This is a genomic window from Bacillus sp. AR2-1 (assembly GCF_008368755.1).
Classification (GTDB): domain Bacteria; phylum Bacillota; class Bacilli; order Bacillales; family Bacillaceae_G; genus Bacillus_A; species Bacillus_A wiedmannii.
The window spans coordinates 147730-166936 of sequence record NZ_QORY01000018.1 but is presented as its reverse complement, the minus strand read 5'-3'; the positions used below and the strand labels follow the sequence as shown (position 1 = coordinate 166936).

20 protein-coding genes are annotated in these 19207 nt (G+C 35.6%); 6 read left to right on the top strand and 14 right to left on the bottom strand.

What is annotated here, in order from left to right; translation table 11 throughout:
* Window positions 1-66 precede the first annotated feature (66 nt).
* The 3 genes from DT250_RS21520 to DT250_RS32710 all read right to left on the bottom strand — a co-directional run bounded on the left by DT250_RS21520 (window position 67) and on the right by DT250_RS32710 (window position 3331).
* Window positions 67-1311, bottom strand: a complete 1245-nt coding sequence (locus tag DT250_RS21520; RefSeq protein WP_046953687.1) for a serine hydrolase domain-containing protein — start codon at window positions 1309-1311, stop codon at window positions 67-69.
* A gap of 261 nt (window positions 1312-1572) precedes the next feature.
* Complete coding sequence (gene nagE / locus DT250_RS21515) at window positions 1573-3075, bottom strand: N-acetylglucosamine-specific PTS transporter subunit IIBC (RefSeq protein ID WP_048567302.1); 1503 nt, start codon at window positions 3073-3075, stop codon at window positions 1573-1575.
* 142 nt (window positions 3076-3217) lie between these two features.
* Window positions 3218-3331: a transcriptional regulator gene (locus tag DT250_RS32710; protein WP_074651593.1), complete on the bottom strand. Its 114-nt coding sequence runs from the start codon at window positions 3329-3331 to the stop codon at window positions 3218-3220.
* Window positions 3332-3400: 69 nt separating this feature from the next.
* Here DT250_RS32710 and glsA point away from each other — a divergent pair, with 69 nt between their 5' ends.
* The gene (gene glsA, locus DT250_RS21505) at window positions 3401-4330 is read left to right on the top strand and encodes a glutaminase A (protein WP_001149862.1); all 930 of its coding nucleotides are present in this window, start codon (window positions 3401-3403) and stop codon (window positions 4328-4330) included.
* A 175-nt stretch (window positions 4331-4505) separates the two neighbouring features.
* On the top strand, window positions 4506-4847 hold the full coding sequence (locus DT250_RS21500; RefSeq protein WP_000766602.1) for a DUF3969 family protein: 342 nt from the start codon (window positions 4506-4508) through the stop codon (window positions 4845-4847).
* 22 nt (window positions 4848-4869) lie between these two features.
* Here DT250_RS21500 and DT250_RS31765 read toward each other — a convergent pair whose 3' ends face one another.
* Together DT250_RS31765 and DT250_RS21495 are read right to left on the bottom strand one after the other, a co-directional pair.
* Window positions 4870-5028, bottom strand: coding sequence for a hypothetical protein (locus tag DT250_RS31765; RefSeq protein ID WP_000532409.1), 159 nt, complete (start codon window positions 5026-5028; stop codon window positions 4870-4872).
* 115 nt (window positions 5029-5143) lie between these two features.
* Window positions 5144-5755 (bottom strand): manganese efflux pump, encoded by a 612-nt coding sequence (locus tag DT250_RS21495; RefSeq protein WP_149213695.1) that lies wholly within the window; start codon window positions 5753-5755, stop codon window positions 5144-5146.
* 130 nt (window positions 5756-5885) lie between these two features.
* Between DT250_RS21495 and DT250_RS21490 the strand changes: the two genes are divergently transcribed.
* Window positions 5886-6539 carry a DUF1232 domain-containing protein gene (locus tag DT250_RS21490; protein WP_001123723.1) on the top strand — a complete coding sequence of 218 codons (654 nt, stop codon included), beginning with the start codon at window positions 5886-5888 and terminating at the stop codon, window positions 6537-6539.
* 99 nt (window positions 6540-6638) lie between these two features.
* On the opposite strand, the gene DT250_RS21485 is transcribed toward DT250_RS21490, so the two are convergent.
* The 3 genes from DT250_RS21485 to DT250_RS21475 all read right to left on the bottom strand — a co-directional run bounded on the left by DT250_RS21485 (window position 6639) and on the right by DT250_RS21475 (window position 9797).
* On the bottom strand, window positions 6639-7913 hold the full coding sequence (locus DT250_RS21485) for an acetylornithine deacetylase (protein WP_149213694.1): 1275 nt from the start codon (window positions 7911-7913) through the stop codon (window positions 6639-6641).
* A 108-nt stretch (window positions 7914-8021) separates the two neighbouring features.
* Entirely contained in the window at window positions 8022-9443 is a 1422-nt protein-coding gene (locus DT250_RS21480; RefSeq protein WP_000969239.1) for an amino acid permease, read from the bottom strand.
* A gap of 99 nt (window positions 9444-9542) precedes the next feature.
* Entirely contained in the window at window positions 9543-9797 is a 255-nt protein-coding gene (locus DT250_RS21475) for a biotin/lipoyl-containing protein (protein WP_000784766.1), read from the bottom strand.
* Between the two features lie 274 nt (window positions 9798-10071).
* Between DT250_RS21475 and DT250_RS21470 the strand changes: the two genes are divergently transcribed.
* Complete coding sequence (locus DT250_RS21470) at window positions 10072-11475, top strand: sigma-54 interaction domain-containing protein (protein WP_088061645.1); 1404 nt, start codon at window positions 10072-10074, stop codon at window positions 11473-11475.
* Between the two features lie 106 nt (window positions 11476-11581).
* Window positions 11582-11779, top strand: a complete 198-nt coding sequence (locus DT250_RS21465; protein ID WP_149213693.1) for a hypothetical protein — start codon at window positions 11582-11584, stop codon at window positions 11777-11779.
* Between the two features lie 53 nt (window positions 11780-11832).
* Here the strand turns inward: DT250_RS21465 and truA are convergent, their stop codons facing one another.
* The 6 genes from truA to DT250_RS21435 form a co-directional block, all read right to left on the bottom strand.
* Window positions 11833-12570, bottom strand: coding sequence for a tRNA pseudouridine(38-40) synthase TruA (gene truA, locus DT250_RS21460; protein ID WP_075313210.1), 738 nt, complete (start codon window positions 12568-12570; stop codon window positions 11833-11835).
* A gap of 56 nt (window positions 12571-12626) precedes the next feature.
* Window positions 12627-14006, bottom strand: a complete 1380-nt coding sequence (gene rlmD, locus DT250_RS21455) for a 23S rRNA (uracil(1939)-C(5))-methyltransferase RlmD (protein WP_000615214.1) — start codon at window positions 14004-14006, stop codon at window positions 12627-12629.
* A gap of 10 nt (window positions 14007-14016) precedes the next feature.
* A complete protein-coding gene (locus tag DT250_RS21450) occupies window positions 14017-14880 on the bottom strand; it encodes a DNA-3-methyladenine glycosylase family protein (RefSeq protein ID WP_000269433.1) in 864 nt (287 codons plus the stop codon).
* Between the two features lie 59 nt (window positions 14881-14939).
* Window positions 14940-15722, bottom strand: coding sequence for a delta-lactam-biosynthetic de-N-acetylase (pdaA, locus tag DT250_RS21445; protein WP_000875960.1), 783 nt, complete (start codon window positions 15720-15722; stop codon window positions 14940-14942).
* Between the two features lie 126 nt (window positions 15723-15848).
* A complete protein-coding gene (gene fumA / locus DT250_RS21440) occupies window positions 15849-17369 on the bottom strand; it encodes a class I fumarate hydratase (RefSeq protein WP_000413499.1) in 1521 nt (506 codons plus the stop codon).
* A gap of 206 nt (window positions 17370-17575) precedes the next feature.
* Window positions 17576-17758, bottom strand: coding sequence for an SE1561 family protein (locus tag DT250_RS21435; RefSeq protein ID WP_000513547.1), 183 nt, complete (start codon window positions 17756-17758; stop codon window positions 17576-17578).
* A gap of 212 nt (window positions 17759-17970) precedes the next feature.
* Here DT250_RS21435 and yfkAB point away from each other — a divergent pair, with 212 nt between their 5' ends.
* Entirely contained in the window at window positions 17971-19098 is a 1128-nt protein-coding gene (gene yfkAB / locus DT250_RS21430) for a radical SAM/CxCxxxxC motif protein YfkAB (protein ID WP_000156029.1), read from the top strand.
* The last annotated feature ends 109 nt before the right edge of the window (window positions 19099-19207 follow it).

The window sequence follows — 19207 nt, the reverse complement described above, 5'->3', positions numbered from 1 at the left end:
TATTTCATTATCTCATTGCCCCCTACACTTCCTCAATAAAAAAAGACTATCCAAAAGGATAGCCTCTTACACTTCAATATTTCGCAACATTGTGTAAATGTCGTTATTCACTTTACCAAATGATTTAATGTTGTTTTGAATGTTAGATAATAAAACGACATACACACTTCCGTTTTTACTAAATCCATTTAAACAATTCCATCCTGGCATTACACCGTGATTCGAATAACTTCCCGGATCTACATACCAACCAAATCCGTAATCTTTTTTTCCGCCTGTAAACATTTGATCATAGCTCTCTTTTGAAATTAACTTTCCAGAGAAGAGTGCTTCATTAAATAAATATAAATCATGTGCACTTGTATATATATCACCACAACCATATAGTTGTGACATACTTGGAATATTAGGTGTTGTCATATTGTTATTTACTATTTTATAACCTGTCGATGGAAACCTTGTTTGCTCTAGCGCTTTGCCGAAACCAGACTGCTTCATACCCGCAGTAGCAAAAATATGTTGTTTAATATATTCTTCTAACGGTTGTCCACTTACCTTCTCAGCGATGTAGGCAAGTATCGAATAGTTCGAATCGGAATACTTCCATTTCTCTCCTGGACCCCCAACACGCTTTTGCTTTCCTATTCGTTTTATCAATTCTTCATGAGAAATATCCTCTGTTCCCTGCTCATACTCTGGAATTCCTGATGTATGTGTTAGTAAATGTTTTAACTGAATACCATTACCTTGAGGGAAATCTGGAATATACTTTGCAATCGTATCCTCTACGTTTAATTTATTTTGATCCTTTAATTGCATAATAGCAGTCGCTACAAATGCCTTTGAAATAGAACCAATATAAAAAGTTGTCTCTGAATTATTCGGTACTTGTTTCTCTTTGTTCGCCATACCGTATCCTTTATTCAAAAGAACTTTTCCGTTCTTCACAATAACAGCCGTCCCGCTAAATCCTGCGTTTTGTAAATATTGATCTAATTGAGCGTTTTCATTAATTTCTTGAGGTGGTCCCTCAGCAGGCTTCTCCACAGCTTGTACTTGCTTTACTTGTTCTTCCTGCTCTTTTTGTTTTTGTACTTCTCGCTTCTTTTTTTCTTCTGCTTTCTTTTTTAGATCTTCTTGTTTCTTCATTTCTGCCGCTGCTTTTAAAGTTTCTTCTTTCTTATTATGCGCAACAATTTTTGTATACATGAAATATACAAGTGAAAATAGTAAGACGAGAATGATTGTTCTTTTTATGTATACAATCGGCCGACGTGCTTTCCCATTCGCATTATTTTTTTCCTGATCCATGATTGCTTTTTTCCCCTTATTTACCGATAATTTAATTCCACTACACAAGATTCATTCCGTATCTTTTTCATAGATTTTTGACATTCCATTCGACGTCATCCCTACTTTATCACGCACTGCACATATTACCAACCTATATGTATAAAAAAGAAAAAGAAAATTTACAAAAGTAAGATTCCCGTTAAATTGTTAACAAAAAAAGAGGATATCCTCTAAAAAATGATGTTATCAATCTTTTGGGATATCCTCTTATCTCATTATTTATACGTGTTTTTTCATATCATCGGCAACAGATTCAACATTTGTACCTACGATAACTTGGACACTCGTGTTACTTAATTTCATAACACCTTTTGCACCAGCACGTTTTAATGCTGCTTCATTTACTTGACCAGCATCTTTCACTTGTAAGCGTAGACGTGTTGCACAGTTATCAATAACTGTTAAGTTTTCTTTTCCACCTAAAGCTGCTACGTAAGTTTCACCAATTGAACCTGCAACAGGTGCGTCACCCTCTTCAGCTAGCTCGTCGTCATCTTCGCGACCAGGAGTTTTTAGATCGAACTTCTTAATTAAGAAGTAAAATACAACGAAATAAATTACTGCGTAAATTAAACCGACTCCCGCTAGTAATACTGGTTTTGTTGCAATACCGAAGTTTAAGAAGTAATCGATTGCACCGGCACTAAATGTGAAACCATCGTGAATGCCAAGAGTTGTTGTAATAAATAGAGACAGACCTGTTAATACAGCATGAATACCATATAATACTGGTGATAAGAACATGAATGAGAATTCAATTGGTTCTGTAATACCAGTTAAGAATGAAGTTAATGCTAGACCACCTAACATACCTGTAACCATTTTACGTTTTTCTGGTTTAGCAGCCGCAATCATTGCGAAACATGCTGCTGGTAAACCGAACATCATAACTGGGAAGAAACCAGTCATAAACATACCCGCTGTTTTATCTCCTGCAAGGAAGCGAGCAATATCACCATTTACAACATTACCTGCTGCATTTGTAAAGTCACCAAGTACGAACCAAAAGTATGTGTTCATTACGTGGTGTAAACCGATTGGAATTAATAGACGGTTTAATAAACCAAATAGACCTGAACCAACTGCCCCTAAATTAACAATTCCATGAGCTAATGCATCGATAGCATTTTGAATTGCTGGCCAAATTTGTGCGAATAGAATTCCTAATAGTAACATCACAACCGATGTAACAATCGGAACGAAACGTTTTCCAGCAAAGAACCCTAACCATTCTGGAAGTTTAATCTTATGGAATTTATTATAAAGAAGTCCTGCTATAACACCGACAATAATACCACCTAAAACTTTCATATCCACTTTAGTCGATAATTCGGCTGCCTTAGATACCTGTGTCATTGTATCTGCAAGCTTAGATGGATCTACATTAGCGCTATTACCTATTAAATCTTGAACTTTGCCTAATTTATCTTGTAATTCTACAGTAGAATATCCCTTACTAAGTGCATCAATACTGTTTTTCATAACTAGATAACCAATTGCACCTGCAAGACCTGCTGCACCACTACCATCAACAGACAAACCGATTGCAATACCAATTGCAAAAATAAGTGCTAAATTATCAAAAACTGCTGCACCGGCCTGTGCCATAACAGGAATATCAAATACATCTGGTTGTCCTAGACGAAGCAATAATCCTGCTGCTGGTAGCACTGCGATTGGAAGCATTAACGCTTTACCAATACGTTGTAGAAACTGCAACATTTTAATTCCCCCTAATTCAATTTATGAAATCGTTATCATTATAAGTACGCCTTAGAAAACGCTTTCTATTTACATAACCATAATAACATATAGTTGTATAGATGTGTAGTTTTTATTTTTGAATTTTTTATGGATAAATCTCCTATTTCCAAACTGTTATATAAAAGGAAAATTCTCCTTTTTTAATATAGAATACTCGAAACGAAATACCTACTATAGAACATGTAACTTTCGTTTTATCATTCCACCTTTTCATGTTATTATTTATTTCCGAGCATATCGGGAAAAGTAAACGTAGTTAATTCGAAATAGGAGCGTTGGTACTATGCAGTGCATTGAAACAAACAACTTACAACAGTTGTTAGAACAAGTAAAACCATATACGAAAAAAGGAAAGCTTGCTACTTATATCCCCGAACTAGGAAATGCAAATCCAGACGATTTAGGGATTGCCATTTTCCATAAAGAAACAGAATATATCCATGCTGGCAACTCACAAACACTATTTACTCTTCAAAGTATTTCAAAAGTAATTACACTTGCACTTGCTCTTTTAGATCGTGGTGAAGAATATGTATTTTCTAAAGTTGGAATGGAACCAACTGGTGATCCATTCAACTCTATTATTAAGTTAGAAACAACAAGTCCATCCAAACCACTTAATCCAATGATTAATGCGGGAGCACTAGCTATTACAAGCATGTTAACAGGAAAAGATAATGAAAAAAAAATGGAGCGCATCCTTCATTTTGTACGTGAAATAACAGATAATCCTACCATTAATTATTCTTCTAAAGTTGCCAATTCAGAATTAGAGACAGCTTACTTAAACCGTTCACTTTGTTACTATATGAAACAAAACGGAATTATCGATTGTGACATCGAAGAACTTATGGATTTATACACTCGACAATGTGCAGTTGAAGTAAACTGTATCGATTTAGCACGTATCGGCTTAATTTTTGCGATGGATGGATATGATCCATATAAGAAAAAACAAATTATCCCTAAACATATTACAAAAATCTGTAAAACATTTATGGTTACGTGCGGTATGTATAACGAATCTGGTGAATTTGCGATTCGCGTTGGTATCCCCGCAAAAAGCGGCGTAGCTGGTGGCATTTTCGGCTGCGTAAAAGGAGAAATGGGAATTGGCATTTTCGGACCGGCTTTAGATGCAAACGGAAATAGTATCGCTGGTTTTAAAATTCTTGAACTTCTTTCTGCTCAAGAAGGTTGGAGCATTTTTTAATTCAGAGTTATCCTGCTATACTAGCAGGATTTTTTTCATTTCATAAAAACCTCAACTTTATCCGCTATCCATCCCCTTACAAAACAGTACTAAAAGTTTCTCTATATCATGCATATTTGCTCCCCCCTCCTGAATAATATAGTACAACCTAGCGCTATATGTGGAGGTGTGAAAGATGAAACTAATATTTCAAATGGAAAAACAGCCTGTTCTTGAAAAAACGATTCTTCTTTTTATATTGAGTATTGTAGAAAGCTTGAAGTTAAAAGTGGTTTCACTCGATGAAGCTCACCGATACATATTCAATTTAGAAGTACTTGAACTACTAATGGATCGGAACATCGATGATCAAGTACTTGAACTTATTCATTTCGGAATGGGACTTGAAGACATTCATCATGTGCTTCCTGAAGAACTTGAACATACTATCGAAGAATTAAAGTGGCTCTGTATTCAAGTTTTAAGTGAGTACAGTATGCATGAAGAATCGGAACAACTAATTGAAGATATACGTTGAAAAAGCACCTATGTAGGTGCTTTTAATGTTTTTTTAAACTATTTTTATACGCCTCAATATTTACTGGTAGCTCTTCCTCTTCTAAAGTATGTTCATTTACATCTTTATGAATAAACGCACCTTTAGGCGGTTGATGGTCATGCCCTTTTTTCTTATGATCAAACGCTTTTCCGCGTCCCATACGGATCCCCCTTTCTTTAAAAGAAATCCGTATTAGTATGGAGAAAAGTACGTCGATATATGCAATCCTTTGCCATATTTCCAAGGAAATACTCGAACATTATTTTCTGTTCTCCTCACAATAACTGATCTATCCCAATAAGAATTAATAGTAAGCCCGCAATAACAGTAGCCCATTTCCCTAAGTATTCTGCTAAAAATCGTTTTCCTACATAAGCAAAACCACTAATACAAATAAAACTAAACACCCCAGAAATAGTTGCTGTAAGCCACAGATTCAAGTTTGTTACCCCAGCGTCAAATCCACCTGCAATATTATTAATAGACAACGCAACCCCTAAAACAATTGCTTCTGAAAAACTAATTGTTTTAGAACCATCAAAATCTGCTTTTTCTGGATCACGTAAAATTCCCATAAGTACATTACCATCTTTAGAACCTACAGTATTTCTTTGCCCCAAGAAAGGCTGGCACAAAATAAACACACCGATTATACCTAAAACGATTGCTCCAATTAGGTTTGCAGTAAACTCTGAAATAAATAACGCTATCCAGTTCCCAAAAAAGCCAGCTAATAAAGTAAATAAAAAACCAAAAAATGCGATGATAAAATTGTTAAGCCACGAAATTCGAATTTTACGAATGCCATATGCAATCCCAACACCTGCATTATCTAAATTAGAAGCAATACCGATTAAAAAAATTGAAAATAGACCTGCCGTACCCATAAACAGCCACCCCTTTTTCTCACTTTTCAATGCATATTATGAAAATGTTGAGCAACTGTGCCTGTCTGTTTCATATACATGTAAGAAATGCTCAACATTTTTTCAACAATAAAAAAGGAGTGCCTTCACTATGCCTAAAGAAAACCCAAATGAGCGGCTTAGTACATTAATAAAAAAACTTTTAAAAGAACGTGCCTTATCCATGCGTCAATTAGGAATGCATACAAATATTGATCCCGCAACAATCTCAAGAATTATGAATGGTAAACAACCGCCAAAACAAAAACATCTACAAAAATTTGCAGAGTGTTTGCAAGTTCCACCCCAATTGTTATTTGATGAAATGTATCCTGATTCTCCTCACATTAATAAAGAAAAGACGGATATGTACACATCTCTTGATACAATTCAGCAAACGCTGCAATCCTCTAACTTATTCGATTTCGACTATACAACAACTCGCGTAAAACAAGAACTTGAAAACTATGAACGCTATGCTCAGACAACAGAAGGTGAAAAACGTATTCATGAAAGTTTCGCGAGTAAATTAGAACAAATTGATAGCGCTGGTCCTTTTATTGAACAATTAACCGATATGTATCAACAATTTTGCAATGAAACTATCTCAAAAGAAGAGCGTGCAGTTCTTGGAGGCGCATTACTGTATTTCATTTTATCGACAGATATTATTCCCGACTATCTCTTTCCAATTGGCTATTTAGATGATGCGATTGCTGTTGAATTAGCGAAAGAGAAATTAATCGAACTAAAACGAAAGACATAGAAAAATAAAGAACTATTTCAGTTGTTTCTGTTCAACTCTGAAATAGTTCACTAAAAAATCGTACAAGTATACATACCTGTACGATTTCAACACACTAATCTATTTTTTCGTGTGACACCATTCATATATAAATGCTGTTATTACTTTTGTAAATTCAATTAACTGTTCTACTTCAACTTTCTCATTTATTGAATGAGCTTCTTCTAATGTACCTGGCCCGTAAATAACAGCTGGAATATGAAATTCACTAAACCAACCACCATCCGTTACCGTTGCAGACATATCTAAAATTGCATTTTTAGATAGAATTGATTCGTGTACTGAGCTAAGAGTTTTTACTGCTGCATGTTCACGATCTACTTCTAAAGAAGGGAAAATTTCGCCACGGTCCACAATCATTGATTCTCCGCCCCACTTAAATTGTGGTGGATTTTCACTTAACCATGGATCGGCAGCCGCTACTTTCTCAATATACTCTTCAATTTCTTTTATTATTTGTTCATGTGTTTCATTCGGATAGAAGTGCACCGTTATCCATAACCGGCACTCATCCGCAATAAACGCTGCATGCCGTCCGCCTTCAATAACAGCTGGGTTAATTGTTGTGGTTCCAGATGGATAACCTTCATATGTTTTCATAACTGCCCAATGACGCTCTAATTCTTGTAAACTTTGCACAATTTTCATCATTTTTTCAATCGCACTCGCTCCGAATAAACGTCCTCCAGCATGAATCATTTGCCTGCGTGTTGCATCATGAAACGTCTGGGGGCTTTTCACAGTAATCCATCCAGTAATTACGCCGCCCTGTCCTTGCATATGTAAATCACTTGTATCCACTACGACTGCAAAATCAGCATCATAACCTCTTTTGCAGCATTGAAGTGTACCTGCTTCTCCAACTTCTTCCCCAATTACTGATTGAAAGATTAAATCTCCAGGTAATTCAATGCCAGCTTCTTGTAAAAGTTGAATAGCAAATAGTGCTCCAGCCAGTCCTCCTTTCATATCCGCCGCACCACGTCCAACTAACCAACCATCTTTTATAAATGGCTCAAACGGATTGGTTTCCCACGCTTCATCTGCTGATACTTCAGCTACATCCACATGTCCATTAATAATAAGACTTTTATGTGTGTCACTTTCTAGCCCTTTTCTCACCCCAACAACGTTCGGGTCATTCGGATATACATCCCATTTATCAACACTAAAATTTCGTTTTTTTAGAAAATCTGCAACAAATTCTTGCGCCTCATTTGTGTTTCTCGCCGGCGGTGCTGGTGTTTCAAAACGAATTAAAGTCTTTGTAAGCTCTAGTAACTCATCTTTTCGTAAATCAATCTGTTCTAATAGCTGTGAAACTTCTTGATTCATCGCTAGTTCCCCTTTGCATACATAGTATGTTTCCAGCTTTATTGTCACAAAAAAAGAGACTGTTTACAATTTTACAGTCTCTTTTTTTAGCATAAGTTTCTAATATATTTATAAACTTTCTGCCTCTGTTGTATTTGTTTTTTCAATATGTTCTACCTTACGTGCCTTATTTCTTGTCGCACGGTAAAACAGTAAACAAACAATCATAAATGGAATACCACAATATAATGCCATTCTTTGTTCTGGAATAAAAGCCATACCAACAATTACTGTTACATTTAATACTAACGCAAGCAGTGGTACGAATGGATACAGCGGTGTTTTAAATTTCAAGTCCTTCACATCCCCGCCCTGCTTAATGTATGACCTTCTAGCCAACAAGTTAGATAGAGCAATAGATGCCCAAACTAATATCGCCCCGAACCCGGCAATAGAAAGTAGCCATAAATAAACTGTATCTTCCGCATAAATACCTGATAGTAATGAAAGGCAACCTACAATTGTACTTACAATCAATGCATAAATAGGAACACCATTTTTAGATAACTTACCGAAAATTGGACTAATCATTCCTTGATTAGACATAGACCATAGCATACGAGAAGTTGCATATAATCCTGAATTCGCAACGGATAGAACCGCTGTAATAATAACGAAATTTATAATATCGGCTGCATAAGGAATACCAATTTTATCAAATACAACTACGAATGGACTTTCTATCACTCCCGCTTGCTGCCAAGGGAATAAGCCTGCAAGAATGAAAATAGATAATACAAAGAACACAAGTATACGCCAAACTGTATTATTAATTGCCTTCGGAATCGTTTTCTCTGGATTTTCACTCTCTCCAGCTGCAATACCAACTAGTTCCGTTCCTTGGAAGGAAAAATTAACTGCAATCATCGTAATTAAAATGGCTGATAATCCATTTGGAAACAACCCACCATAATCAGTAAAGCTAGAGAACATCGGTGCTGGTTCATTTCCTTTCATATCTAGAAAACCAAACATTGCTGCCCCGCCTAAAATAATAAATGCAATGATTGTAATTACTTTAATACTTGCAAACCAAAATTCAACTTCTGCAAAACTTCTTGAAGATAACGCATTGATAGCAAAGAGAAGCACCGCAAACGCTACACACCAAATCCATGACGGTACATCAGGAAACCATCGTTTCATTAAAATACTAACTGCAATCAGTTCAATACCTATCGTAGCAGACCAGTTTAGCCATGACATCCAGCCGACTACATAACCCGCTGCAGGGGAAATGTGCTTTGTAGCATACGTTTGATAAGATCCTGCGTCAGGCATCGCAACAGCTAACTCTCCAAGACAGAGCATCGTTAAATACATAACAAATCCTCCAACAAGATACGCTACAATCGCTCCTCCAGGCCCAGCTTCATGAATTGTATACCCAGATCCTAAAAAAAGACCGGTACCAATAACTCCTCCAAGTGCAATCATAAAGATGTGCCTGCTTTTCAATTCCCTTTTTAACCCTTGGTTTTGATCCATCATATAAATCCCCCCTTTTCACTTTGGAAACCCATTTCATGTAAGCGTTTTTAAAAATGTTCATAATAAGAATAATTATTGAAAAGAGCAAAATACATAGTATCAATCACTACCTGTTATTAAAAGATCATCCCTCACTGTTATTAATAACTTTTTATCAGCGATAGCTTGTCCTTCTACTACTTCTAATGATTCGATATATCCACTGATTCCTACTTTAATTTCTACTTTCTGTTTATCTATTGTTTCAATTAACGCTAATTTCTCCCACTCGTATACGTAAGAACTTTCCGTAACAAATAACTTCTCTACTTTCCCGTAACAAGGACTATACACGCCTTCTATAACCATCTTCACTTTATAAACTCCTCCTTCTTATTAATCGGTACTGAAACGTTGCATATCCCTCCTTTAGAGATTTCAACTATTATTTATGCAAAATGCGTACCAATCTCCAATTCCTATTTAAAATGAAGGTTTCTCAAAAAAAAATCTTCATAACCGCAAAATTTTTCTATCATTTGAGAAGTTTTAAAGGGAAAATAGCAAAAAAATTTTGCGATTTTATAAGAATTTTAATAAAATTATAAAAAGTCAGTCTTCATAGGGTGAAATGAGGAGAAGATAATCTATGCGTACAGAAGAAATTAATTTTAAACAGATCATTGAAATGAATATGCTATATGAAACTTTACTCAATGAGCTCGATATCGGGATTCATATTATTAATGAGGAAAGTAAAACGATTATCTATAACCGCAAAATGATGGAAATTGAATCAATGGAACGCTCAGATGTGCTATATAAAAGTCCTTTAGAAGTATTCGCATTTGAAGAAAATAAAAATAGTACTCTAATAGAGGCATTAAAATTAGGAAAAACAAACAAAAATATAAAACAAACGTATTTTAACAATAAAGGGCAAGAAATTACAACAATTAACAATACTTTCCCTATAATAGAAAACGGAAAAATTAAAGGCGCTATTGAAATTTCAACAGAGATTAGCCATTTCAAACAAACAATGAAAACGAACCTTTCTCGAAAACAAAATAATAAGTTTACCTTTGATCACATAATCGGTGATTCTAATGCTATTCAATCTGTCATTACAGAAGCAAAGAGAGTAATTCGTACATCCTCATCCATACTTCTCGTAGGAGAAACAGGGACCGGTAAAGAACTATTTGCACAAAGTATCCATAATGAAAGTCAACGTTCAACAAAACCATTTATTTCACAAAACTGTGCCGCTATACCTGATACACTCATGGAAAGCTTATTATTTGGTACGAACCGAGGTGCATTTACAGGAGCTATCGATAAAGCTGGTTTATTTGAAGAAGCAAATGGAGGAACTTTGTTATTAGATGAGATCAACTCATTAAGTCCAGCACTTCAAGCGAAGTTACTACGAGCTATACAAGAAAAAACAATACGAAGAATCGGAGGCACACAAGAAAAAGAAATTGATGTTCGTATTATAGCAACTATTAATGAAGATCCTCTTGAAGCTATTACACATAATCGATTACGGGAAGACTTATATTACCGATTAAGCGTCGTTACTTTATGTCTCCCGCCTTTACGTGAACGAAAAGAAGATATTCCTGATCTTGTGCAGCACTTTATCGAAAAGTACAACATTCAATTTGGACTTGGCGTAACGGATCTAGATGTACATGTAAGAGAATTCTTGTATGCATATGATTGGCCTGGAAACGTACGAGAATTGGAACATATCATTGAAGGTTCGATGAATTTAGTTGAAGATGAAAATATTATTACAGCGTTTCATCTTCCCGCTCGCTTTCGTGAACAAATAAAAAAAGAATTCAATATGCAACCTTCCCTAACTAATAACGAGGATGATGCACCTAAAACGTTAAAGCACACAATAGAGACAATGGAGAAGAACTACATCAATCAAATTCTGACAGAGTATCACGGTAATATCTCACAGGCTGCAAAGTTTTTAGGATTAAGTAGGCAAAACTTACAATATCGAATTAAAAAATTGCATTTACACATATGAAATGAAACTTTAATCAAATATAGGATGAATCCGCTTCCAAGTGCAAATGAAAATTGGGAAAATATGCTACAATAAACATATAACATACTAGAAAGGAACGATATATATGAGTAATGATAACAAATTAAAGTTATTACAATACTTAGCCTTCTTCCCTACCCTTGTATGTATGATGTTACTAGTTGATATGAATGCTTATCCTTATGCAAAACTATTAGCAACAATTAGCGGCTCCTTTGCAGCTATTATGCTTGCTACTTTTTGGAATTTGAAGATACGTATGAAGAAAGAAAAATCTTCTTAATGCCAAAACAATAAAAAAATCGAGCTTACACAGCTCGATTTTTTTATTGTTTATTAAAATTCAACATTCTCCAAATACAAACCACTCGCCTCAGCAAGACAATTAATTTGATTACGTTGTTTTTCCTCTAAAATATTTGGGATTGCGTCCGCATCTAATTGTCCTAATCCAACTTCAATTAATGCTCCAACAATTTTTCGTACCATGTTATGAAGGAATCCGTTACCACTTACTCTAATTTGTACAAATCCTGCTTCTTCCATCACTTCAAGTGTATATACTTCTCGAACCATAGACTTTTTCTTTGATTTCGCATTTGAAAAAGCAGTAAAGTCATGTGAACCAACTAAATGTTTCGCAGCTTCTTTCATGCTTTTCACATTTAATTTTTTATTCACATGCATGCTGTATTTACGCATAAATGGATTTGTATGCTCTTCATTCCAAATTTTATAAAGATATGTTTTTGCTTTAGAATTATAACGGGCATGGAAGCGATCTTGTACTTCTTCTACATTTGTAATGCTAATATCGTTGGGTAAATATTGATTTAAATATTTTTTCACTTTATGTTCCACTAACTTCTCATCACTTTGAAAGTTAGCAACTTGATTCAAAGCATGTACACCCGCATCTGTTCTACTACAACCGATAATTTCAATTTCTTTTCCGATCATTTCAGATATGACACTCTCGATTTTTCCTTGAATTGTATTATCGTTATTACCGAGACGTTGCCATCCTTTAAAACGTGCACCATCGTACTGAATCGTTAATTTATAATTATTCATTTTACTCTCCTTCATAGAAAATATTCCCTCATATCGTGAGGGAATATGAATACACTTTACTTTCTAACAAGCTTCACTACATTTTCTACATGGGCTGTATGTGGGAACATATCAACTGGTTGTACATATTCCACTTCATAACTCTTCATTAATGCTTGTACATCACGTGCTAATGAAGAAGGATTACAAGATACGTAAACAACTTGTTTTGGTTTCACTTTTAAAATTGTTTCCAGTAATTTATCATCGCAACCTGTACGGGGTGGATCGACAACAATTACATCTGGACGCCATCCTTCTTTTACCCATTTCGGTAACCATTGTTCAGCTTTACCTGCTTCATATTTCGTATTTGTAAATCCGTGACGCTTCGCATTTTTTCTTGCATCTTCAATCGCTTCTGGAATTACATCCATACCACGTACTTCCGCTGCATCATTTGCAAGCCAAAGACCGATTGTACCAACACCACAATAAGCATCTACAATTTTCTCATCGCCTGTTAAAGCAGCTGCTTTTTTCGCTTCATCGTATAAAACAACTGTTTGTTCTGGATTTAACTGGAAGAATGCACGTGCTGATAATTCAAATGATAAATCACCTAGTGTTTCTTGAATTACTTCTTTTCCAGCTAATTTAAATGTTTTATCACCGAAAATAACAGATGTTTTACGCCAGTTTACGTTTTGCATAATTGATTTAACAGCTGGCATCTGTTTTTGTACTTCTGCGATAAATTGATCTTTATTTGGTAATTCTTCTTTTGTTGTAATAAGTGTAACTTGTACTTCCCCTGTTTGAACTGCAGTACGTGTCACAATTGTGCGTACTAAACCTTTTTGTTTTTTCTCATTGTAAATAGAAACATTTAATTTTTCTAATATACGTCTTACAACTTTTGTCGCTTCATTCGTTGCTTTATGTTGAATCATACAGTGAGCAATATCAATTAACTGATGTGAATTTTGCTTATACAGCCCTGTAATAACCTTTTCGTCTTTACGTCCCACTTGTAATTGACTCTTATTACGATAATGCCATGGGTTTTCCATACCAAGCGTTGGACGAATTTTTTCTTCCAAGCTGTTGTTCATATACTTCTCGAATGCTTGTACGACGATATCACGCTTTTGATTTAATTGTTCTTTATAATCTAAATGTTGCAGCTGACAACCGCCACACTCTTCATATACCGGACATGGTGCTTTCACACGATGTGGTGAAGCTTTACGAACTTTTTTCACTTTCGCTTCAGCGAAGCCACGCTGAATTTTCGTTGTTTCAGCAACAACTTCTTCTCCTGGTAATGCCCCTGGAATGAAAACAACTTGTCTCTTAAAATAACCAACGCCTTCTCCGTTAATCCCAAGACGTTTAATTGTCACAGGAAACGTTTGACCAACTTCCAACTTACTCTCATGTTGCTTTTGTATCATTATTACACCTCTACTCTATACTTTTCCATAAATATAACGCTGCATAACTGCAGTATGGTTCACACTCTTGTTTCACTTTTTCTAAAAATGCATCATCAGGTTTATCATCTAATTGAAATACACCTTGCACTGCACGCTGAATCCCAATGTCCGCTTTCGGAAACATATTTTTCCGTCCAAGCCCGAACATTAAAAAATTTTGCACTGTCCATGTACCAATCCCCCTAATTGGTAACAATTGTGCGGAAACCTCTTCATCCGCCCTGGTTTCTATACTCGCTAAATTTAATGTACCGCTGACAATACTTCGACCTAACCCTACTATATATTCAGCCTTTCGCTGACTAAACTTCTGCTCCCTCAATTCTTCTATTGAAATATTTGCTACTATTTCTGGAGTGGGGAAAAAGAATACACCGTTCTTCTCTGTTCCATATCGTTTCACAAACTGTTCTGTTAACACAGTAGCAAATTTCAAATTTATTTGTTGATGAATGATACAGCGAAGAAGACAAGCAAAATAATCAAACTCTAAAATAATTGGAGTATAAGCATATGTTTCAAATAGTGGACGTAATGATGTGTTTAAAAAATGATTTTGTATATCTTGAAACGGTTCATTCCAATGAAAAATGGCCCTCATTCGTTTCATGACTTTCTCTTGATCTCCTGCCTGACTAGAGATCCAAAACTGTGGATTTTGAACAGTACCAATCCCTTGCAAGCGAACAACAATCTGTTCCTCGTCTATACAAAGCGGGACATAAATGACTTTCTCATCTAATTGAATGACGTTAAGAGGATCAAAAGATAAACGTTTTAATACCTCTTCAAAATGATACGGATACTCTAACGTAACATGTTCGCTCCACATACGTTTCCCCATCCTTTTTACACATCATTATAGCATGAGAAAACCGCAAGCATACATGCTTACGGTTGATTGCTTTTTACTAAGTCATCTAGACTTTTAAAATGATACCCTTTCTCGCGCAAATCATCAATGATTTTCGCAAGTGCTTCTGCATTATCTTTTGATATTGCATGAAGTAATAAAACAGATCCTGGATGAATCATCGTCATTACATTATTATGTGCATATTGCCATCCTCTTTGCTCGTCCACTTTCCAATCCAAAAATGCGAGTGACCAAAATACATTATAATAGCCCATTTCTTTCGTAAGAGCCAACGTTCTTTCACTAAATACGCCGCGCGGCGGACGTACATATTTTACTTCTTTTTGCCCAGTTACTTTTTTAATCTCTTCCGTTACACTCGTTAATTCTTCACGAAGTTTTGCATCATTTACCGTTGTAAAATCAGGATGACTCCACGAATGATTTCCAATAATATGTCCTTCATTCTTCATTCTTAATAACAAATCTTTTTGTGTTTTAATATAATGACCCGTTACAAAGAAAGTTGCCGGTACTTTTTTCTCTTTTAATACATCTAAGATTTTCCCTGTGTATCCATTCTCGTACCCATTATCGAATGTTAAATAAATATCTTTTTTCTTTGTATCCCCTAAATAAAACCCACCATTTTTTTGTAGTAAATCTGTGTATAACTTTCCTGCATCTGGTACTGTTTCATTTTTAGGACGCGGGATTCCCCAGTTATGTGGAGTATTTGTATAAGCTAATGCTGAAACTGGAACAAGTGCCATCATAATTGAAAAAATGAGACCGATATATAACCATTTATATTTCATAAATAGTCTCCTTTCCATATATAATCGTACTTGTAGTTTCTGTTGCCGTGCATTCTTTCATGCTGAACATGTTTTTCTATATATACCAAAAAAATGCATCTCGAATCATTCGAGATGCATTTTTGTTTACTTAAATACTGGCTCTTTAAAGCTAGCTAATTTTTCAAGTGATGTTTTATCAACATCTGCATGTAAGCTATTACCATGAGAATCCATCGTTACAACTGCTTTAAATCCTTCGATACGTAAATGCCACATTGCCTCTGGAATACCAAATTGTAAGAAATCAACATCTTTTACTTCTTTAATACATTCGGCATAATATTGCGCTGCACCGCCAATTGCATTTAAATATACACCACCGTGCTCTTCTAAAGCCGCTAATGTTTTTGCACCCATACCACCTTTTCCAATGACAGCGCGAATACCGAATTTCTTCATAATATCGCCTTGGTACGGTTCTTCACGAATACTTGTCGTTGGACCTGCCGCTTTAATTTGCCAGTTTTCATTTTCATCTTTCACGACAACTGGACCACAGTGATAAATAACTTGTCCTTTTAAATCTACTGGACAATCGTTATCCATTAAATGCTTATGGATTGCGTCACGACCTGTATACATCATGCCATTAATTGTTACAACATCACCAACGCGAAGTTCACGAATTTGCTCTTCTGTAATTGGTGCTTGTAATACAATCTCACGTTGCTCTGTTTTTTCTTGCGCTTCTTGCTGAAGTGTATCCTCACCTTCTTGATATAGCCAATCCATAATTTCACCTGTTTCAGGATGGATTGTTACGCCAAGGCGGCGATATGCCCAGCAATTATACGCAACAGATACGTAGAAACTAGCTGGCAGACGATTATACACGCCAATTTTACAACCAAGTAAAGTTGTTTCTCCGCCAAATCCCATCGTACCAATGCCAAGCTTATTCGCATTTTCTAATACGTACTCTTCAAGTTTTTGTAACTCTGGTACTGGATTGACATCATCTAATGTACGGAATAATTGATTTTTTGCTAATTCGTAACCTGATGTGCGGTCTCCCCCGATACCAACACCAATTACACCTGCACTACAGCCTTGACCTTGCGCTTGATATACAGCATGAAGAAGGCATTTACGAATCCCTTCTAAATCACGGCCAGCGCGTCCAAGTCCTTCTAATTCACACGGTAAGCTATACTGAATATTTTTATTCTCACAGCCACCACCCTTTAGGATTAAGCGTGCATCAATATAATCTTTTTCCCATTGTTCAAACTTAATAACCGGTGTACCTGGTCCTAAATTATTTCCACTATTGTCTCCAAAAAGAGAATCAACAGAATTGGGACGAAGTTTACCATCTTTTGTCGCCCGCTCAAGCGCATTATAGATAGCTTCCTTCAAATGTAATTGATTCACACCAACTGGTGTATAAATTTTAAACGTTGGCATCCCTGTATCTTGGCAAATTGGCGAGATGTTATCATCAGCCATTTTAATATTATTCGTAATTGTGCCAAGTGCCATCGCAGAACGAGTCCCTGCATTTTCTCGTTCTTTCGCTTGTTGAATCGCACGACGAACATCTTTCGGTAAGTTCGTTGACGTTTCAACAATTAGTTGATACATGCTTTCTTGAAGCTTTTCCATTGTTACTTCCCCCTCAATTGTGAACGCTACCAAAACGTTATGAGCTGAAAATTCCATCGTTATGCTCTTCAGCTTTTTATTTGTTTCACGCTATTAAAGCATAAATGAAATTTTTCACAACTTGATTATACCTTTTTTTCTACCGTCCTTCTATTATCCATACAGAAAAAGGCTGCCAATTTTGCATTGGCAGCCTTTTTAATATATTATTCGTCTTTTTTAAATTGCTCACATTTTAATTCTAATTCATCTAACATCGCAAGAAGACGATCTACATCTTCTAACTCTACTTCTTCAGGTTCAATTGTATCAATTACTTCAATGAACATATTTAAACGTTCTTTTAAATATACTAGTTGTGAATCTTTATCTTCAATTGCTTTTCCCATGAAGGCACTCTCCTTTTAATTCGAGATGCTTTTATTATACCGCAAAAATGATTGCTATGGGCATGAAATTTCATCAATTTGTCACAGCCATTCATTCAAATGTAAGCCCTCTCTCTTTTTTCACAAAAAAGTTTCACTTTATAAAAAGTACATATTCTTCTATTATAGAGAATGGACAAATTGTTATTTCAATAGTCAAAGGAGTATTTCATATGACGATATCACAAAAAATGAAGCCGATTACTCCTTCTTACGATCCATGGGAAGCGTATATGGACCTTGAAGAGTACGGCAAACTACTATTAACAAACGTTGAGTTTACAACGACAACGTTATGCAATATGCGTTGCGAGCATTGTGCTGTTGGTTACACATTACAGCCGAAAGATCCAAATCCGCTTCCTATGGAACTTTTATTAAAACGATTAGATGAGATTCCTCATTTACGTTCTTTAAGTATTACTGGCGGAGAACCAATGCTTTCAAAGAAATCCGTCGACAACTATGTAACACCACTCTTAAAATACGCTCATGAACGAGGCGTTCGCACTCAAATCAACTCAAACTTAACTATAGATTTAGCACGTTACGAACAAATTATTCCTTATTTAGACGTATTGCATATATCTCATAACTGGGGAACAATTGATGACTTCGTTGAAGGTGGATTTGCAATGATGGAACGTAAACCTACTTATGAACAACGTGCAAAATTATTTGAACGAATGATTACAAATAGTAAAGCTCTATCAGATGCAGGTGTACTCGTATCAGCCGAAACGATGTTAAACAAAAGGACTCTACCGCATATTGAACATATTCATCGTCAAATTGTCGAAGAGATGGGCTGTAAACGTCATGAAGTTCATCCAATGTATCCAAGTGACTTCGCGAGTAATCTAGAGATCTTAACAAAAGCTGAAATTCGAGATGCAATTGAGCATTTACTAGAAATTCGCGATGAAAATGTATGGATGTTATTTGGAACTTTACCTTTCTACGCTTGTAGCGATGACGAGCGAGACATCGCCACATTTAAGAAATTACAAGAAAGCAAAAATGTAACAGTTCGTAACGATCCAGATGGTCGTTCTCGTTTAAACGTCAACATTTTCGATGGAAATATTATTGTAACTGATTTCGGTGACGTTCCTCTTCTAGGTAACGTACAAACAAACACACTACAAGAAGCGTATGACAAATGGAGTGCTTCAAAAACAGCACAATCATTAAGCTGTCACTGTCCTGCAGTAAAATGCCTTGGACCAAATGTTCTTGTAAAAAATAGCTACTATCCGACAGAAGACTTCTTATCAAAAACAGCAAACATAACATTTTAAAGTTCAACTTTAATCAGTGGGGGTTTTGTTCATTCCCCACTGATTATTAGTTGAACCAATTGCCCACAAATAGCGGGATAAATAAAAACGTCAGCTTATAAGCTGACGT

What these genes read in the sequence shown, in the direction of transcription:
- DT250_RS21520 (WP_046953687.1), bottom strand. Translation starts at nt 1,311, where the DNA reads ATGGATCAGGAAAAAAATAATGCGAATGGGAAAGCACGTCGGCCGATT.
- nagE (WP_048567302.1), bottom strand. Translation starts at nt 3,075, where the DNA reads ATGTTGCAGTTTCTACAACGTATTGGTAAAGCGTTAATGCTTCCAATC.
- DT250_RS32710 (WP_074651593.1), bottom strand. Translation starts at nt 3,331, where the DNA reads ATGAAAAGGTGGAATGATAAAACGAAAGTTACATGTTCTATAGTAGGT.
- glsA (WP_001149862.1), top strand. Translation starts at nt 3,401, where the DNA reads ATGCAGTGCATTGAAACAAACAACTTACAACAGTTGTTAGAACAAGTA.
- DT250_RS21500 (WP_000766602.1), top strand. Translation starts at nt 4,506, where the DNA reads ATGAAACTAATATTTCAAATGGAAAAACAGCCTGTTCTTGAAAAAACG.
- DT250_RS31765 (WP_000532409.1), bottom strand. Translation starts at nt 5,028, where the DNA reads ATGGGACGCGGAAAAGCGTTTGATCATAAGAAAAAAGGGCATGACCAT.
- DT250_RS21495 (WP_149213695.1), bottom strand. Translation starts at nt 5,755, where the DNA reads ATGGGTACGGCAGGTCTATTTTCAATTTTTTTAATCGGTATTGCTTCT.
- DT250_RS21490 (WP_001123723.1), top strand. Translation starts at nt 5,886, where the DNA reads ATGCCTAAAGAAAACCCAAATGAGCGGCTTAGTACATTAATAAAAAAA.
- DT250_RS21485 (WP_149213694.1), bottom strand. Translation starts at nt 7,913, where the DNA reads ATGAATCAAGAAGTTTCACAGCTATTAGAACAGATTGATTTACGAAAA.
- DT250_RS21480 (WP_000969239.1), bottom strand. Translation starts at nt 9,443, where the DNA reads ATGATGGATCAAAACCAAGGGTTAAAAAGGGAATTGAAAAGCAGGCAC.
- DT250_RS21470 (WP_088061645.1), top strand. Translation starts at nt 10,072, where the DNA reads ATGCGTACAGAAGAAATTAATTTTAAACAGATCATTGAAATGAATATG.
- DT250_RS21465 (WP_149213693.1), top strand. Translation starts at nt 11,582, where the DNA reads ATGAGTAATGATAACAAATTAAAGTTATTACAATACTTAGCCTTCTTC.
- truA (WP_075313210.1), bottom strand. Translation starts at nt 12,570, where the DNA reads ATGAATAATTATAAATTAACGATTCAGTACGATGGTGCACGTTTTAAA.
- rlmD (WP_000615214.1), bottom strand. Translation starts at nt 14,006, where the DNA reads ATGATACAAAAGCAACATGAGAGTAAGTTGGAAGTTGGTCAAACGTTT.
- DT250_RS21450 (WP_000269433.1), bottom strand. Translation starts at nt 14,880, where the DNA reads ATGTGGAGCGAACATGTTACGTTAGAGTATCCGTATCATTTTGAAGAG.
- pdaA (WP_000875960.1), bottom strand. Translation starts at nt 15,722, where the DNA reads ATGAAATATAAATGGTTATATATCGGTCTCATTTTTTCAATTATGATG.
- fumA (WP_000413499.1), bottom strand. Translation starts at nt 17,369, where the DNA reads ATGGAAAAGCTTCAAGAAAGCATGTATCAACTAATTGTTGAAACGTCA.
- DT250_RS21435 (WP_000513547.1), bottom strand. Translation starts at nt 17,758, where the DNA reads ATGGGAAAAGCAATTGAAGATAAAGATTCACAACTAGTATATTTAAAA.
- yfkAB (WP_000156029.1), top strand. Translation starts at nt 17,971, where the DNA reads ATGACGATATCACAAAAAATGAAGCCGATTACTCCTTCTTACGATCCA.